The organism is Rhizobium sp. CAU 1783, assembly GCF_054551725.1.
The window spans coordinates 26,582-43,267 of sequence record NZ_JBTOLM010000005.1; the positions used below are offsets into that span (position 1 = coordinate 26,582).

Annotated in this window: 13 protein-coding genes; 3 read left to right on the top strand and 10 right to left on the bottom strand. The window is 64.6% G+C overall.

All coding sequences use genetic code 11. From position 1 onward, the window contains the following. Positions 1 to 158: 158 nt before the first annotated feature. From ACX93L_RS19010 to ACX93L_RS19020, 3 genes are all read left to right on the top strand, one after another. A complete protein-coding gene (locus ACX93L_RS19010; RefSeq protein WP_459406282.1) occupies positions 159 to 1,886 on the top strand; it encodes a type I secretion system permease/ATPase in 1,728 nt (575 codons plus the stop codon). Further along, on the top strand, positions 1,883 to 2,881 hold the full coding sequence (locus ACX93L_RS19015; RefSeq protein WP_459406283.1) for a calcium-binding protein: 999 nt from the start codon (positions 1,883 to 1,885) through the stop codon (positions 2,879 to 2,881). The genes ACX93L_RS19010 and ACX93L_RS19015 overlap by 4 nt, the downstream gene beginning before the upstream one ends. A gap of 66 nt (positions 2,882 to 2,947) precedes the next feature. Further along, positions 2,948 to 4,264: an HlyD family type I secretion periplasmic adaptor subunit gene (locus tag ACX93L_RS19020; protein ID WP_459406284.1), complete on the top strand. Its 1,317-nt coding sequence runs from the start codon at positions 2,948 to 2,950 to the stop codon at positions 4,262 to 4,264. Positions 4,265 to 4,352: 88 nt separating this feature from the next. Here the strand turns inward: ACX93L_RS19020 and ACX93L_RS19025 are convergent, their stop codons facing one another. From ACX93L_RS19025 to ACX93L_RS19070, 10 genes are all read right to left on the bottom strand, one after another. Next, on the bottom strand, positions 4,353 to 5,387 hold the full coding sequence (locus ACX93L_RS19025; RefSeq protein ID WP_459406285.1) for an AraC-like ligand-binding domain-containing protein: 1,035 nt from the start codon (positions 5,385 to 5,387) through the stop codon (positions 4,353 to 4,355). Between the two features lie 337 nt (positions 5,388 to 5,724). Continuing rightward, complete coding sequence (locus tag ACX93L_RS19030) at positions 5,725 to 8,040, bottom strand: right-handed parallel beta-helix repeat-containing protein (protein ID WP_459406286.1); 2,316 nt, start codon at positions 8,038 to 8,040, stop codon at positions 5,725 to 5,727. Between the two features lie 319 nt (positions 8,041 to 8,359). Continuing rightward, positions 8,360 to 9,274 (bottom strand): TIM barrel protein, encoded by a 915-nt coding sequence (locus tag ACX93L_RS19035; RefSeq protein ID WP_459406287.1) that lies wholly within the window; start codon positions 9,272 to 9,274, stop codon positions 8,360 to 8,362. 28 nt (positions 9,275 to 9,302) lie between these two features. Next, positions 9,303 to 10,049, bottom strand: coding sequence for a glycerophosphodiester phosphodiesterase family protein (locus tag ACX93L_RS19040; protein ID WP_459406288.1), 747 nt, complete (start codon positions 10,047 to 10,049; stop codon positions 9,303 to 9,305). Positions 10,050 to 10,082: 33 nt separating this feature from the next. After that, the gene (locus tag ACX93L_RS19045; protein ID WP_459406430.1) at positions 10,083 to 10,916 is read right to left on the bottom strand and encodes an ABC transporter permease; all 834 of its coding nucleotides are present in this window, start codon (positions 10,914 to 10,916) and stop codon (positions 10,083 to 10,085) included. Between the two features lie 61 nt (positions 10,917 to 10,977). After that, complete coding sequence (locus tag ACX93L_RS19050; protein WP_459406289.1) at positions 10,978 to 11,904, bottom strand: ABC transporter permease; 927 nt, start codon at positions 11,902 to 11,904, stop codon at positions 10,978 to 10,980. Positions 11,905 to 11,917: 13 nt separating this feature from the next. Continuing rightward, positions 11,918 to 12,904, bottom strand: coding sequence for an ABC transporter ATP-binding protein (locus tag ACX93L_RS19055; RefSeq protein WP_459406290.1), 987 nt, complete (start codon positions 12,902 to 12,904; stop codon positions 11,918 to 11,920). Beyond that, entirely contained in the window at positions 12,905 to 13,912 is a 1,008-nt protein-coding gene (locus ACX93L_RS19060) for an ABC transporter ATP-binding protein (protein WP_459406291.1), read from the bottom strand. A gap of 115 nt (positions 13,913 to 14,027) precedes the next feature. Continuing rightward, complete coding sequence (locus tag ACX93L_RS19065; protein ID WP_459406292.1) at positions 14,028 to 15,662, bottom strand: ABC transporter substrate-binding protein; 1,635 nt, start codon at positions 15,660 to 15,662, stop codon at positions 14,028 to 14,030. A gap of 135 nt (positions 15,663 to 15,797) precedes the next feature. Continuing rightward, positions 15,798 to 16,517, bottom strand: coding sequence for an HAD family hydrolase (locus tag ACX93L_RS19070; protein ID WP_459406293.1), 720 nt, complete (start codon positions 16,515 to 16,517; stop codon positions 15,798 to 15,800). Between the last annotated feature and the right edge of the window lie 169 nt (positions 16,518 to 16,686).

Below are 16,686 nucleotides of genomic sequence, written 5' to 3' on the forward strand. Positions count from 1 at the left end.
TCTTTTCGGTGGGGTGCCGCATTCACGTTATCCAACTGTCAAGATCGGCAGTTAGGAAGACGCCCGAGCGCCGTGCGGCTCGCCCGGACGGGCGGGATACGTCTCCGGCGTGGCTGTTATCTGCGTATCCGTATTTCACAGAGTTATTGGTTTCATTCATGCGTACAGCCAATCCCGCCTCCGAAATCGCCGCCGCCCTTGGTGCCTGCCGCGCCGCCTTCATCTGGATCGGGGTATTCAGTGGCTTCATCAACGTTCTGGCGCTGTCGGGCTCGCTGTTCATGATGGAGGTCTACGACCGGGTCATTCCAAGCGGCAGCATCCCGACCCTTGTCGGTCTCTTCACGCTCGTTGCGATCCTCTATTTCTTCCAGGGCGGTCTCGACCTGATGCGCACCCGGCTTCTGACCCGGATCGGCGCCAATCTCGACCAGTCCCTCTCGCCGCGCATCTTCGATGCCGTGATCGGCCTCCAGTTGAAGGCGCCGCGTGTCGGCGAAACCAGCCAGCCGCTGCGCGATCTCGACGTCATTCGCAGCTTTCTCTCCAGTTCCGGCCCCGGTGCCTTCTTCGACCTGCCCTGGCTGCCCTTCTATCTGGGGATCTGCTTCCTGTTTCACTCGATGCTCGGCCTTGTCGTGCTGTGCGGGGCGATCTTCCTGATCTTCCTGACGCTCCTCACCGAAATCTGGTCGAAGCTACCCACCCAGGAGACCGCCCGTCACAGCGTGTCGCGCAATCGCGTCATCGAGATGAGCCGCCGCAACGCGGAAGCACTGGTGGCCATGGGCATGGCCGGCCGGGTGCGCGACCGCTGGCAGGAAATCAGCCGCAACCATATCGAGGCGCAGCAGTCGACCAGCGATACCTCGGGCGGCTTCGGCGGCATCAGCAAGGTGTTCCGCATGCTGCTGCAATCCGGCGTTCTCGCCGTCGGCGCCTATCTGGTGATCGGCCATGAAGCGACGTCGGGCGTGATCATCGCAGGCTCCATCCTCTCGGCGCGGGCGCTGGCGCCGATAGACCTGGCGATATCCAACTGGAAGGGGTTCACTGCCGCCCGCCAGGCCAAGCAGCGCCTCGACAAGCTTCTGCTGCTGTTGCCGAAGACGAGCGATCCGATGCCGCTGCCGCGGCCGCAGTTTTCCTTTTCCGTCGAAAACGTCGCAGGCGCACCGCCCGAGGTTCAGCGCATCGTCATCCAGGATGTAAACTTCGCGCTCACGCCTGGCAGTGGCCTCGGGATCATCGGCCCGAGCGCATCCGGAAAGTCCTCCCTGGCGCGTCTGCTAGTGGGCGTGTGGACGCCGCAGCGTGGCGTGGTGAAGCTCGACGCCGCACCGCTCGGCCAATGGTCAAACGAGGCGCTTGGCGCCCATATCGGCTATCTGCCGCAGAGCGTGGAGCTTCTGGAGGGGACGATTGCCGAGAATATCAGCCGTTTCGATCCCGAGGCGACGCCCGAACGGATCATCGCGGCCGCCAGGGCAGCCTTCGTCCACGACCTGATCGTCGGCCTGCCAAAAGGCTATGATACGCTGGTGGGCGAACAGGGCGAAAGCCTGTCGTCGGGACAGCGGCAGCGCGTGGCGCTCGCCCGGGCGCTTTATGGTGACCCCTTCCTGGTGGTGCTCGACGAACCGAACTCCAACCTTGATGCCGAAGGCGAAGAAGCGCTGACGCGCGCGATGTTCGGCATTCGCGAGCGGCAGGGGATCGTCGTCGTCATCGCCCACCGGCCAAGCGCGCTTGCCGCCGTCGACCTCGTGTTGGCGATTTCCGGCGGACGCCAGCAGGCCTTCGGACCCAAGGATGAGGTGCTTGCCCGCGTGCTTCAGCCGACGACCAATCTGAAGGTGGTTTCAGGCGCGGGGCCAAAGGGATGAAAACGCCTTCGCCCAGGAAGTCGGAACCCCGCACCTTCCGTCGCGAGATGATGATGGCCACCGGCGTGCTTGTGCTTGCCGAGAGCGGCATCGGCTCGATGGCGCATGCCATGGATACGATCGCGGCTGCAGATGCGCTCAAGTCCTCCGACGAAGAAGAACAGCCGGAGGCGAAGAAAAGCCGTCCCGGCGGCGCGAAACTGGACGGCGCCGCAAGCGCGGATCCTGACCAGCCCTCCCAGGAACCGCGACACACACCGACCGGAAGCGACCGAGGCACGCCCGTGTTTTCGGGCACGAGCGACGACGAGGCCGTGGATATTTCCACCATCGGTGCAGGCGATGACGCCGGTTTCTTTTATGGTGGCGGGGCCGCCTCGACCTTTGATCCATACACGGGGCGTGCGTATTTCGGCGTGGCGCGTTTCGGCCGGCCGAATGCTCCCGACGCCCCGTCACCAGGCCAGGCGGACGGCACACCATCACGCCCCGATCGGGGTGAGAGCGCGCACAACCCGCAATCCGGCGGCGACAGCTTTCCGGTCCTGCTCGGTGGTGACAATGCAGACGTGCTGACCGGAACCGCCGAGGCGGACTACATGTTCGGCGGTGCCGGCGACGATCTGATGATCGGCGGACCGGGCAGGGATCGGCTGCTGGGCGGCAAGGGCAATGACAGTCTCGTGGGCGGTGCCGGCAATGATCTCTTGTCGGGCGACAAGGGCAATGACCAGCTAAGCGGCGGCGGCGGCAACGACACGTTCATCTTCCGCAGCGGATTCGGCCATGATGTGATCGCCGATTTCGGCGCCAACGGCAATCAGGACGTGATCGACCTGGCCAAGGCCGAGTTCGCCAACTTCGCCGCCTTGCTGACAAGCATCGCAGACAGCGAATACGGCGCGATGATCACCCTTCACGACGGCTCGACGCTGACGCTCTACCACCAGACGAAAGACAGCCTGTCCGCGGCCGATTTCCGCTTCATGGTGTGATAGCGTCCCAAACGATGACCGCCGTTCCCTCGGCAATGACGATAGTAAACCCAGTGTGAGTGAGACATGCAGCCCATCAACCAGAATTCGCGACGGATCCGTCAATCGATCAATGCACATATCGTTTCGGGTATTGCGCTGGTGGTACTGCTTGCCGGCGGCCTTCTGGGCTGGGCCGCGACGACCGACATTGCCGGTGCCGTCATCTCTCCGGGCTCGGTGATAGCCTCCAGTCATGTCAAGCAGGTCCAGCACCCGACCGGCGGCGTGATCAAGGAAATCTTCGTGCGAAACGACAGCCTGGTCAAAACCGGCGACCTTCTGGTGCGGCTCGACGACACGGTCACCCGGGCCAATCTCGCGATCACCACCAAGGGGCTGGACCAGTTGCGCGGACGCAGGGCACGACTTCAGGCCGAGCGCGACCACAGCCGCGAGATCATCTTCCCCGCAGAGCTGCTGGCCCATGCCGACGAGCCTCGCGTGCGCGACCAGATCGAGGCGGAACGCCGCCTGTTCGAGTTTCGTAACACAGCACGCGAGGGGCAGCGTCGCCAGCTGCGCGAGCGCATCAGCCAGCTCGAGGAAGAGATCAAGGGGCTCGAGGCGCAGCGCGTCGCCAAGCACGACGAACGCGGGCTGCTCGGCCGGGAGGTGGAGCGCGAGCGCCAGCTTCTGGCGCGGCAACTGGTCGAGGCAACCCGCCTGAATTCGCTGGAGCGCGATGCCACGCAGCTGGAAGGCCAGCTTGCCCAGCTGACCGCCTCGATTGCCGCCTCGCGGGGCAAGATCGCCGAGACCGAGCTGCAGATCCTGCAGATCGATGATGATCTGGCGAGCGAGGTGGCCGACGAGATGCGCGACATCGACGCCAAGATCGGCGAACTCGAAGAGCGGAAGATCGCCGGTGAAGACCAGTTGATGCATATCGACATCCGCTCGTCGCAGGACGGATATGTTCATGAACTGGCCGTCTACACGATTGGCGGGGTCATCGCGCCGGGCGATGTCCTGATGCAGATCGTGCCGAGCGACGATCTGTTTTCGGTCGAGGCGCGCCTCAACCCCCAGGACATCGACCAGCTTCATCTGGGGCAGGAGGCCCGCTTGCGTTTCTCCGCCTTCAGCCAGCGGACGACCCCCGAAATCGGCGGTTACGTCGATCAGATCTCCCCGGACGTCTCGACCGATCGCCGCACCGGAGCGCCCTACTACAGCGCCCGCATTTCCATCCGCAACGAGGACCTGCCACGCCTGGGAGACCAGCCGCTGGTACCAGGCATGCCGGTGGAAATCTTCGTCCAGACCGGGGAACGCAGCGTCGCTTCATACTTCGTGAAGCCGTTCCACGACCTGATGATGCGTGCCTTCCGCGAGAGTTGAGTGGGGTGATCGCCCCGGCTCTCTAGAGAAGGGACGTGCGTTCAGCCAAGTTGGACTTGCGGATGGTTCTTCAAGCTCGTAGCGCCCGTCACGGGCTGGGGCCAAGGTTGTCGAGCCAGTCCTGCATCCAGTTGTCACTGCTGGCGCCCCGCGTGGCCTTGAGGCGCGTGCCTGCCCGGGTGTTGCGGATCGCCTCGCTGGGGGACATTCCAAAGCGCCGCTGGAATGCGCGGGAAAAGGTGACTTCGCTCGAAAAACCTGTTCCAAAGGCGAGTTTCGCCACGGCGCCTTTGCCGGGGCTGGCCGAGGCAAGCTTGAGGAAGGCGAGCTTCAGACGGCGCTCGCGAATGTACTCGGCGATCCCGCCGATCGGCTCGAACAGCCGGTAGAGTGCCGATCGAGACAGGGCGAATTCGCGCATGATGCTTTCGGTGGAAAGTGAGGCGTCGGCCAGATTGCGCTCGATGAAGATCTGGATGGCCTGGAGACCGGTGTCGGTGAGGTGTGGACGCTCCGCCGCAAGCGGCTTCGAAAATCCGCTCGAAACAACGGCGAAGGTCGCCTCGGCGGCCATCCGAATCTCCGGGCCGGCAATTCGCGGCGCAATGCGAACGAGGGTCTTCAGATGCTCTCCAACCAGTATTCCGAGGCTGGACGCGCCCTCGAGGCGTGCGCCGTGGAGGCTGTCTATCGCAGGGGGCGCAAGTCGGACCGCGGAACGCGGCAGGATCAGGCTCACGGTTTCGAGGTCGGTCGAGCGGGCGCTCATCGGGCGGCTGAGATCGAAACAGACGATGTCGCCGGCGGCCCCGACAGCATGGCCCCCGTCCGCATCATATCGGCACTCGCCTGCAAGATAGAGCTGGATCAGCAGATGATCGACGCCGGCGGCGGCGACGTGTTCTTCTGAGCGGTGGAAATGCTGGGCGCTCGCCGAAGATTCGGCGATGAGGAAACAGCCGAGATTGTAGCTGGCAAGATCGGCACGAAAGTCCCTGGCATCGTCGTGCGGGCAGGTGACGGTGAAGAGGCTCGACACAGCGATTTTCCACTGTTCGAAGTTTTCCCGGGGACCGAGTTGGGCGGAGCGGATCAATTGCCGTTCGATCACTTGCGTCGTCACACCGTCTTCTCCGCATTCCGTGCCGGCAACTGCTGGACGGAAGCCGGCACGCTCCCTCTCGGGGCGTCCCTCTTGCCGCGGACGGTTCCGGATCCCCTCACCCCGCCTTCACGCGGGATGCCGTTCGCCTGCACGTCAGGTCGCGGGCGTTGCGCGTCCCGAGACCGGCCCGCCGGAACGGCAGGGCGGATTGATGACACAGTTCCGCGGGCCGACAAACGGCCAAATCTGGCGTGATTCTTCCGCGTCGAGGAGCGCGCAAGCCGAAGATCCGGATCGCAACCGCCGGCGGCTTATGCGCAGGCTCGGTTCCCGGCCGTCGATCCTGATTGTGCTCTCAGGGTGTGTTGCCGGAGACCGTGGTGTCTCCTTCCGTGGTCCAGACACCGCCGTCGCCGCGGCCGACCAGTCGGTTGCCGCGGATGGTCACGCCGGATGCTGTGTTGACCACGACATTGGCGGAACTGCCGAGAGTGGTGACCGTGTTGCCCTCCGCCGTGCCGTTGTGGCTGTATACGCCGAAGGATATGCCCGGCGCGGTGCTCATGTGTGTGGTGGTCAGAATGTTGTTGCGGATCATCGCCGATGCCGAGCGCACGGTTGAGATGGCAATCGCTTCCTGGCCATGGGTGGTCACCGTATTGCCTTCGATCAGATTGTCGCTGCCGTAACGCAGATTGATGCCGGTGCCGCCGCGCATCTGGGTGGAGATCACGTTGTCGCGAATGGTCATGTTGCTGCTTCGGTCGGTTATCAGGCCGAAGGCGATCGTCAGGTAGGACCAGTTCGAGTCGTTGGTCGTGAGGGTAGCGATCGTGTTGCCGGAGACCACGGCACTGTTGCTGTCGAGCAGGTGGATGCCGCGCGACATGTAGTTGTTGGTGGTGATCGCGTTGTCGGAAATCGTGATCCCGGCGCTGTTCGTCACATGGATGCCGTTGGCCTGGGTCCCGTTGGTGGTGATGGTATTGCCGCTGATCGTCAGCCCGCCGCTGTTGTTGGCGACCACGGCGTGGGACGGGCGGGCCGAAACATCGTAATCGTCAAGGCCGTTGCCATTGCCATTGGTGGTAATGCGGTTGCCACGGATCGTGCCGGCGGCATTGTCGGCCCGGATGCCGAGACCGCTTGCGCCATTCTGGACGATCTCGGCGCCGTCCACATCGATCCCGGTGCTGTTCGTCAGATCGAGGGCGATGCCCTGATTTGCCGTGACCGAGCCGCCCTGCAGTGTAAAGCCGGTGGTGCCGGCGGCTTTCACGCCATTGGCCGAGGAGAGGACGTCGACCTGGTCGAGGATCGCGCCGCTTGCTCCGACGACGGCGATATCGTTGGCACCCGTGGCGGTGTTCTCCACGGAAATGCCGCTCAAGGTGCTGCCCGTCGCCATCTCGACCAACGCGTCGTCGGCGCCGGTGATGCGGCCCGAACCGCCCGCGGCGGTGAAATCCACCTCGACGCCGCTCGACGCGCCCCTGAGCTTCAGGGTGGAGCCGCCGCCAATGAGGGTCTGGTTGGCATTGAGCAGGATGCCGCCGGGGGCCGTGAGGTTGCCGGTCAGGAGCACGACGCCACCCGTGCCTGCCGCATCGAGTGCGGCCTGAAGGGCGGCGGCATCCTGCGTCGCGCCGTCCACCTGGGCGAAGGTGCTCACGACGTCGCCGTTCCAGGTGTTGATCGCGTCCTCCGTGGAAGAGAGCGTCGTGTCCGTCGAACGCGTCGCATTCCCGGTATTGGAGACGACGTCCACATCGCGCACGACGGCATCCATCATCCGTCGCTCCATGTAGGAAAGCGCCTGGTCCGGAGCAGGGGCGGGAGGCTGCAGCGGTACGCGCAGCCGCGCCTCGGCGATCCACTGATCGCCGCGAACATTGTCAGACTGATAGGTGACGCCGCCGGTCAGCTTGACGCCGGGAAAGCCGGCAAGGTCTTGCGCGGTGAGTTCCAGCCTTGCGCGGGGGCCACCGACCGCTTCGACGCCAGAACCGTCGAAGTAGTAGCCGCCGAAGAATGCCCGGAGATCGAAGCCGGAATCCGGCTCGAACACCGGCAGGCGGACACCGACCTCGGCATCGACACCCGCCATGGCCTTTTCGACCCCGTAGCTGGTGGTCGTCGTCTTCACCGCCTGGTGCTGGATGGCCAGCGATGTACCGCTGATAACGGCCTGGCTGGTCCAGGGACCGGTGCTCGAGGCGGAGGTGCTACCCATCCGCACCTCGCTTTCGCCGACCGGCAGATAGGCATTGGCGCGGAGATCGAAGGTCTCGCTGAGCGCTTCGGCGCCCAGCGTCACCTGATGAAACGTATTGCCGTAGGACGAGCGGCGGATGTCAAGATAGCCATAGGCGCCGACATTCCAGCCGGACGAGAGCATCTGGCGCAGGCCGAGGCCGAAGTTGCCCTCGCGGGCATTCTGGTCGTCGAACATGCCGCGCAGGTCGGTGAAGAGGAGCGTGTCGCTATCCTGGTAGAGCGGAACGAACAGGTTCGCCTCGCCGAGCGAACGGTTAGTGCTGACCTGGCCACCGCTCTCGAACCAGGGTCCCCACCTTGTATCGAAGGTGGCTTCCGCATGGGCATAACGGGCCGTGCAGGTCGCCAGAATCGAGACCGATGCCGCCAGAGCGACCGTCAACTTGCTGCGCATTCCCACTATTCTCTTCGGCTGGCGGCGTTGACGGCAGACGATTGTCGTCGACGCCTGCCCGGTCTTCGGGGTTGAAAGCCTTGAAGAAATAGTCGGGAAGAAGAGCCGTGACCAGCGTGCGACGGTGCCACATCGTCCCCCGATAACGGCTTTTCGTCCCACTGCAATTTTCGTTTGTGCTTGTGGACGCTGTTCGCCCGTCATTGTGCTCGTGAGAAACAGTTTCGGTTGGCAATGAGCGCCGGTGCCCCACTCAAGCCAGGTGAAAGGTCCAGGCCGCCGAGCTTGACGGCGGCCCGAAATGGCGAGGATCGGCGCGTTACTCCGCGGCGACAGCCCGGGCGCGGCTGTTGAGCGCGATGAGATTGCGGGCGCGCTTCAGGCTTTCCGGCTGTTCGGCGCGGTAGCGGGCGCCGATTTCCATCATCAGCACGGTGCCGGGCAGGAATTCCAGTTCGCTGAAGATGCCCTCCCAGTCGATGTCGCCCCAGCCGAGCGGCATGTGCAGGTCGCCGATGCCCATCGCCGTATTTTCCTGCAGATAATGACCCTTGTAGAAACCCTGCGGGCGACCGAAAGAATCGTGGACATGCAGGTGTCCCGCGACCGGCGCCATGGCCCGGAGCTGGTCGCGGAAGTCGAGCCCACGATAGGTCGATTCGATATAGGCGTGGCTGAAGTCGATCAGCGCGACGATGTTCGGATGGTTCAGGGCCTTCACGGTGGTCGCGACCTCGGCCGGCGTCTGGCGATACTGGCCCGGCTCGGTGGTGAAGATGTTTTCCAAGGCGATCCTCACGCCATAGGGTTTGCAGAACTCGGCGAGTTCGAGCAGCGCTTCCCGCTCGCGAAGGTCGGCATCCTTCCGTTCGGCGATCTGGTTGGGACGCAGTGCGCCGCCGTGCTGGACGAGGATACGCGCGCCGACGCGGTCGCAGATCTCGGCGAGCGCCTTGGCTGCGTCGACCTGGTAGCGGCAGGTTACCGGGTCCATGAAGTTCGAGGATACGAGGCCGTGCACCGTATAGCGGAAGTCGAACTGGCTCGTGAGTGCGACGAGCAGGTTGGCCCGTTCCTTGATGATGCGTCCGCCGGCGATCAGGTCGACACTCGTAATGCCGAGTTCGACCGTGTTGACGCCGATTTCGGCAAGGGCGCGAAGGTCCCCTTCAAGGCTTGCAAATTCGCCGTCGGTCGAGCCGACGCAGAAGCCGGTTCCGATGAGGTTGCTCATGGTGTTCTCCAGAAAGGCGTGAGGGAAACTAGGCGTGTTCGGTGATCTCAGCGCGAAGGCGGAGCGCAAGATCGGGGCTGTCGGAGGTCAGGTGACCGATGCCGCGTTCCAGCCAGGGCCGGATCAGCGCTTCCTCGTTGAGTGTCCAGACGCAGAGGCGCTCGAGCGGCAGCCGGGCGGTGATGAGGTCCCACTCGGCCTGCATCAGCTCGTGATGGATGGCGACGATGTCGGCGAGGCCATCGACCTTGTCGAGGAATGCGGCAAGTCCGCCCTGCCGGTCGGCCCAGTCCTTGTTCACCGACACGAGTCGGGCGACCTGCGGCGCGGCTTTACGGCAGCCTTCGAGGATCGAGGTGTCGAAGGAGGTGAGGTGCGAGCGTTCGGTAACGCCGAAGCGGATGGTTTCGGCAACGACCTTCTCGACGATACCCGGATAGGGTTTGCCGTTCTCGTCGATCTTGATCTCGATATGCAGATCCTTCCCCGAGGGGGCAAGAACGGCAAGCACGTCGGCAAGGGTCGGGATGGTGTCGTCGGAGCCTTTGAGCCTGGTTGCGGCACGGGCTTCCGGAGACAGCGCGCGAACCGGGCCGGTGCCCTCGGTGGTGCGGTCGAGCGTCGCGTCGTGGATGACGACCAGTTCTCCCGCATCCGTCAGGTGAACGTCGAATTCGACGGCGTCGACACCAAGCGCAAGCACGTTACGGAAGCCGGTGAGGCCGTTCTCGGGCCAGAGATTGCGAGCGCCGCGATGGCCGGTGATTTTTGTCATGGGTCTGTCCTGTTGCGGGGAGTTTGGAAGCGTTCAGCGGACCGTCGGGTCGAGCTTGTCCCGCAGCCAGTCGCCGACGAGCGAGATGGAGAGCGTCGTCAGCATGATGACGATGGCGGGCGCGAGCATGATCCAGGGTGCGCGGGTGAGATATTCGCGGCCGAAGCCGACCATGTTGCCGAGGCTGGTTTCCGGCGGCTGGACGCCGAGGCCGAGGAAGGAAAGGCCGCTTTCCATCAGGATGATCTCGGGAAAGGTGAGCGTCATCGAGACGATGAGGGTCGAGGCGACGTTCGGCAGGATGTGGCGCATATAGACCCGGAGCGGTGTGGCCCCGAGCTGCACGACGGCGGCGGCATAGCCTTGGGCGCTCGCCGAGATCGCGAGGCCGCGGGCGATGCGGGCATAGCGCTCCCAGCCGTAGAAGCCCATCAGGCAGACGAGCAGCGTCATGGACGAGCCGAAAAAGGCGAGCACGGCGAGCGACATGATGAGGAAGGGGAGTGCCGCCTGGAAGTCGGCGAGAACCAGCACCAGATGCTCGACGGCGCCGCGGAACTTCGCCGCGAGGAAACCGAGCGTTGTGCCAAAGACTGCGGAGATGATCGTCGCGCCGAAGGCGATGACGAGCGAGACGCGGATCGACTGGATGAGGCGCGAGAGCACGTCGCGACCGAGTTCGTCGGTGCCGAGCAGGTGGCCGGGGTGGCCGGGCAAAGCGAGGCGGCTTCTGAGGTCCATGGCAGTGATGCCGTAAGGGCGAATGGTGTCGGCGAAGGTGGCGACGAACACCATGGCCGCAAGCCAGAAGATGCCCAGTCCGACGGAGAGGGGCACATGGCGGCGGAGCACGCGGATGAGGCTCATTGCTCCCCCCTGGGCCGTTTGAGTGTGGGAGATCTCGATGGAGGTCATGGCGTCATCCTCTTCAATGGGCGGCCTGGCTGCGAAGCCGGGGGTCGAGCCAGCCGTAGAGCAGGTCTACGACGAGGTTGGAGATCACCATGGCGGCGGCGATGATCAGCAGGATGCACTGGACCACCGCGAGGTCGCGATTGGTGACCGAGACCACCAGCAGGCGGCCGATGCCGGGCCAGGAGAAGATCGATTCGACCACGACCGCGCCGGCAATCAGCGAACCGACCATGAAGCCGACGATGGTGACGATCGGGACGGCGGCGTTGGGCAGGGCATGGCGCCAGACGACGTCCGGCCATTTCAGTCCCTTGGCGGAGGCGGTGCGGATATAGGGTTGGCCCATCACCTCGATCATGGCGCTGCGGGAGAAGCGCGCGAGGATGCCGATGCCGCCGATGCTCATGGTCACCGTCGGCAGGATGCCGTGCATCCAGGTGTCCTGGCCACCCGACGGCAGCACGCCGAGAATGACAGAGAAGATCAGCACCAGCAGCAGGCCCATGACGAAGGACGGGATGGTGAAGCCGAAGATTGCCGCAAGAATGACGCCGCGGTCGACGGCGCTCTGCCGATGCAGCGCGGCGTAGACACCGGCGGGAATGCCGATGGCGAGCTTCAGGAGAAGAGCCGGGACGGTCAGTTGAAGCGTCGCCGGGACGCGTTCCAGGACCAGTTGCAGGGCGGATGCCCTGTCGCGCATCGAGACGCCGAAATCGCCCGTGAAGATAGACTTGATATAGGCGAGGTACTGGATCCACAGCGGCTGGTCGAGGCCCCAGGTGGCGCGGAAGGCCTTCAGCGATTCCTCCGGCACGTCCGGACCGAGCATGACCTGGGCGGGGTCGCCGGACATGCGCAGGACGACGAAGGCGAAGGTGACCACCGCAAGGATGGTGATGGCCGCCCGGAGCAATCGCGTGAGAACGAAACGGATCATGCCTTGTCCTCCTTCAGGCGGCAATCGACGCGTCGGCGCCGTCGATCAGGTGACAGGCGGCGGAGCGTCCGGCGCCGAGGTCGCGCAGAGCCGGGACCGCGCTGCGGCAGATGTCGTCGGCGAGTGGACAGCGCGGGTGGAAGGCGCAGCCCGACGGGCGGCGGGCTGGGTTGGGCGGTTCGCCCTGCAGGATCATCCGGCCGGTCAGTGGCTTGCCGGGGACGGGCACGCTCGACACCAGAGCCCTGGTGTAGGGATGGCGCGGCGAATGGAAGATCACGTCGGAGGATGCCTCCTCGACGATCCGGCCGAGATACATGACGGCGACGCGGTCGGCGATGTTGCGCACGACCTTGAGGTCGTGGCTGATGAAGACCATGGCGATGCCGTTCTTCTCCTGCAGGTCGCGCAGCATGTTGACGACCTGTGCCTGGATGGAGACGTCGAGCGCCGAGACCGGTTCGTCGCAGACAAGGAGTTTCGGGCGGGTGGCGAGCGCCCGCGCGATGACGGCGCGCTGACGCTGGCCGCCGGAGAGTTCGTGCGGATAGCGGTCGGCCTGATCGCGGCGCAGGCCGACGGCGACCATCAGTTCCTCGACGCGGGCGGGGCGATCGCTCCTTTCGAGCAGGCCGTGGATTTCGAGTGGTTCGCCGATCTGGGCGGCGATGGTGAGACGGCGGTCGAGGGCGGCCAGCGGATCCTGATAGACCAGCTGCATGCGGGCGCGGAGCGCGCGCCACTGCGCGGTGCCGATCTCGGGCATCGGCTGGCCTTCGAAGGTCACTTCGCCGCTTTGGGCGGGATCGATGCCAAGCAGCATGCGGCCGAGCGTCGACTTGCCGGAACCGGATTCTCCCACGATGCCGAGCGTTTCGCCGGGCTGGACGGTGAGGGACACGCCATCGACGGCCCGGACGGGCGTGGGCTTGCCGAAGAGCCCGTGGCGGATCTTGTAGATGCGGACGAGTTCGTCGGCCTTGAGGAGGGGGGCTGACACTTAGACGCTTTCCAGGATCTTCGTCTCGGCGCGCGGGACGGCGTTGACGGGGACGGGGTTGAAGCAGGCGAGACGGCGGCCGTCGTTCAGGGTTTCCAGTGCGGGCCGCAGGGCATGGCAATCGTCTTCGGCGTGAGCGCAGCGCGGAGCAAAGGCGCAACCGGTCGGAAGGTCCCTGGGGTTCGGCACGGTGCCGGGAATGGGGATCAGCCTTTCGCGCGGGCCGTCGAGGCGCGGGATCGCGTCGAACAGGCCCCGCGTATAGGGATGCCGGGGTTCGGCAAAGAGGCGGCCGATGTCGCCCTGCTCGACGACGCGGCCGGCATACATGACGCAGACGCGCTCGCAGACCTGGCTGACGGCGCCGAGGTCATGGCTGATGAAGACAGTCGCCATGCCGGTCTCGGTGCGAAGGTTTATCAGCAGGTCGAGGATCTGTGCCTGGATCGTCGCGTCGAGCGCGGTCGTGGGTTCGTCGGCGATCAGGAGGTCGGGTTCGCCGGCGAGCGCCATGGCGATCATCAGCCGCTGGCACTGGCCGCCGGAGAATTCATGCGGGTAGAGATCGAAGCGGCGGCGGGCGTCGGGAATGCCGACCATGTCCATCAATCGCAGGGCTTCGGTCATTGCCGCTTGTCCGTGTAATCCGCGGTGAAGCGAAAGTGCTTCCGTGATCTGGCGGCCGATCCGCAGGACGGGATTGAGCGAGCTCGACGGGTCCTGAAAGATCATCGCGATCCGTCCGCCGCGCACCGCTTCCAAGGCCGATCTCGGACCGCCGCAAAGTTCGTGGCCGTCTACGCGGACCGATCCGCTGACGGCCGCCTTGCCGGGCAGCAGCCCCAGCGCCGCGAGCCAGGTCACGGACTTGCCGCAGCCGGATTCGCCGACGAGGCCGAGTGCTTCGCCGGGCCGGACGTCCAGATCGATACCGTGCAGGACCGGCACGCCGTCGAAGGCGACTTTCAGGTCACGGATTTCCACCAGATGGGTGCTCATGGCGATCATCTTCTTCAGGGCCAGCGCGGGCCGGGGGCCGGATGCGGGCTGCCCGTGCGGCTGGCGCTCTTGTTGCAGAACGGAAGATCCGGCGGCGCGGGGCCGCCGGATCGCATCGGACCGATCACATGGTCCAGTTGTTCGAGCGGAAATCCATGGCGAACGCGGGTGCCGCCTTCCACCTCAGGGAGGACTTCATGCCGGTGAACACCGCGTTCTGGTGCAGGACCTGGTAGGCCGGGTCTTCGCGTTCGGCGATTTCCAGCATGCGGGCAAAGGCCTTCTTGCGCTCGGCGTGGTCGGTGGAGGTTTCCATGATCACGGACAGCTTGTTCAGCTCCTCGTTCGACCAGTCCTTCTTCTGCTGCATTTCGCCGTTCGGGCCGAACTGCGTGACCATCGGCGTGATCGGGTCATTGATCGAGTTGCCAGCCGACCAGTCGCGCACGCCCTTGATGCCCTGCGGGTCGTGGATCTGTGCCCAGTTTTCCTTCATCTCGATCTCGACGTTCAGGCCGACCTGCTTCCACATCTCGACCATGATCTGCGCATTGGCGGTCTGGTTGGTGTAGTAGTTGTTGAGCAGGCGGTAGGGGATCGCATCGCCCTTGTAGTTTGCTTCCTTGAGAAGCTGGCGGGCGAGTTCCGGGTTGAACTCAGGTGCTGCCCACCCGTCGATGAACATGTCGTTGTTCTTGTAGGAGTCGAACTGCAGGCCGGCGGGGATGACGGTCAGGCCGCCCCAGAGGGCATCGACGATCGCCTGGCGGTCGATCGAATGGGTCATGGCGCGGCGAACGAGCGGGTTGGCAAGGATCTCGTTCTGGGTGTTGAACACCGAGATACGGTGGTTCCAGATGGTCGAGCTCTGTACTTCGAAGCCGGATGCGGCTTGGATGGTCGCCACCTGGTCCGGCGGCAGGTCGCAGGCGAAATCGTACTGGCCCGACAGCAGGCCGTTGACGCGCGAGGCGACCTCCGGAACCTCGACGAAGCGGATTTCCTCAAGCGGCGGGCGGCCACCCCAGTATTCGTCGAAGGCGACGAGGGTGAGCGAGACGTCCGGCTTGTATTCGCCGACCATGTAGGGGCCGGTGGTGATCGGCTTGCGGGCCCAATCGGTGTAGCTTGCGGCCTCATCCCAGGCACGGCGGTTGGCGATCTGGCTGCCGCCGGAATAGAGGCGGCCTTCCAGCGTCACGTCCGGCGTGGCGTTGTGGAAGCGGACGGTATATTTGTCGACGGCTTCGACACCGGCGAGTGCCGGCCAGAGGCGGCGGCCGATGCCGGGAACGGAGGCCGGCAGTTCCTTGACGGTGGTCGGCTTGTGGTCGGCTTCGAAAACCGTCTTGCCGCCCTTCGGCTCGGTATCGCCGAATACGCGTTCCTTGGAGAAGGAAAAGACGACGTCGTCGGCGGTCAGCTCGTCGCCGTTGTGGAACTTCACGCCCTGGCGGAGCTTGAGCTCGATCGTCTTGTCGTCGATGCGGCGCCATTCGGTGGCAAGCCCCGGAACCGGACCCTGATTGCCCATCCAGTCACGCAGGATCAGGCCTTCCCAGAAGTTCGGATAGAAGATGCGCTCGCCGACATTGGACTGCTCGTTCCAGACGTCCAGGGTGTTGTTGTTGGTGATCTTCTGCACGGCGATCGTCACCGAGGGACGCTTGCCCTGGCTGAAGACCGAGCGTGGCAGGATCAGGCTGCCGGCGGTTGCGCCCATAAGACCGAGCGCGCTACGTCGTGTGATGGGAAGCATCGGGATACTCCTTTTCGCAAGGGGGACGGCATGGAAAGCGGAAGCGGTTTCTTGCGCTTTCCGGGTGTCCGTTTGTTAATGGCGGCATGAATTTTTGGTGATATCGCCCGTCGCGGAGACCGCGGCGGGCAGCGATCAGGCGTCCACGGGCAGATCCGTGGCGTCACGCACCCGGGCGTGGCGCGATGTCCCGGAGAGGGCCGTGTCGAGAGCTCTTGAAAGTCCATCCGCACCGATGGCGACGTTTACGGCGCCGGCCTCGGTCAGCACCGCATGACGACCCACGCGCGGATCTTCGGGGTCGACGAAGCCGATCGCCCGCATGCCGGCCGCGACCGCTCCCTCGATGCCGTGGGGGCTGTCGTCGATGACCAGGCAGCGCGCCGGCTCGATGCCGAAGCGTTCTGCACACAGGAGAAAGAGGTCCGGCGCCGGCTTCGGCCTTGCGACCATCTCGGCGCTGAAGACGTTCGGCGCAAACTCGTTCCAGAGATCGAACAGGCCGAGGCTCTTCTTCAGCCTCTCCACAGTGCTGTTGGAGGCGACGCATTTCTGTTGTGGCAGGGCGCGCACCAGCGCGGGGATGCCCGGCATCGGAGTGAGCGAACGGGCAAATTCCGGATAGAGATGGGCGGATGCGTCGATGAAGACGCTGTCGACATCGGTTACCCCGAGTTCATCGATGCAGATGCGTCTCGCGTCCGTTTCCGAGTAGCCGGTGAAGCGCCGGTGGACCTCGGCATGCGAGATGTCGACGCCGGCTTTGCGCAAGGCCTGCCAGAAGACCCGGCTTGCCAGCGGTTCGCTGTCGATCAGCACGCCGTCGCAATCGAAGATGAGGAGGTCTGCCGCCACTGTTTCAATGCCCGTGTTGCCCGGCGATGCCGGGGCGGAGACATGGCAGTCGGAAAAACCGCCCCGTCGCCCGCTATGAGGTTGCTGATCGGCGGGCTTTCCGTGACATTGCCTGCGGACCCGCGATCGTCTATGCGGTGTCTCTAGGTTACATATGTTACGTCAGTGT

Coding starts and splice junctions, on each gene's coding strand:
- ACX93L_RS19045 (WP_459406430.1), bottom strand. CDS start 10,916: ATGAGCCTCATCCGCGTGCTCCGCCGCCATGTGCCCCTCTCCGTCGGA.
- ACX93L_RS19010 (WP_459406282.1), top strand. CDS start 159: ATGCGTACAGCCAATCCCGCCTCCGAAATCGCCGCCGCCCTTGGTGCC.
- ACX93L_RS19015 (WP_459406283.1), top strand. CDS start 1,883: ATGAAAACGCCTTCGCCCAGGAAGTCGGAACCCCGCACCTTCCGTCGC.
- ACX93L_RS19020 (WP_459406284.1), top strand. CDS start 2,948: ATGCAGCCCATCAACCAGAATTCGCGACGGATCCGTCAATCGATCAAT.
- ACX93L_RS19060 (WP_459406291.1), bottom strand. CDS start 13,912: ATGATCGCCATGAGCACCCATCTGGTGGAAATCCGTGACCTGAAAGTC.
- ACX93L_RS19030 (WP_459406286.1), bottom strand. CDS start 8,040: ATGCGCAGCAAGTTGACGGTCGCTCTGGCGGCATCGGTCTCGATTCTG.
- ACX93L_RS19050 (WP_459406289.1), bottom strand. CDS start 11,904: ATGATCCGTTTCGTTCTCACGCGATTGCTCCGGGCGGCCATCACCATC.
- ACX93L_RS19065 (WP_459406292.1), bottom strand. CDS start 15,662: ATGCTTCCCATCACACGACGTAGCGCGCTCGGTCTTATGGGCGCAACC.
- ACX93L_RS19035 (WP_459406287.1), bottom strand. CDS start 9,274: ATGAGCAACCTCATCGGAACCGGCTTCTGCGTCGGCTCGACCGACGGC.
- ACX93L_RS19040 (WP_459406288.1), bottom strand. CDS start 10,049: ATGACAAAAATCACCGGCCATCGCGGCGCTCGCAATCTCTGGCCCGAG.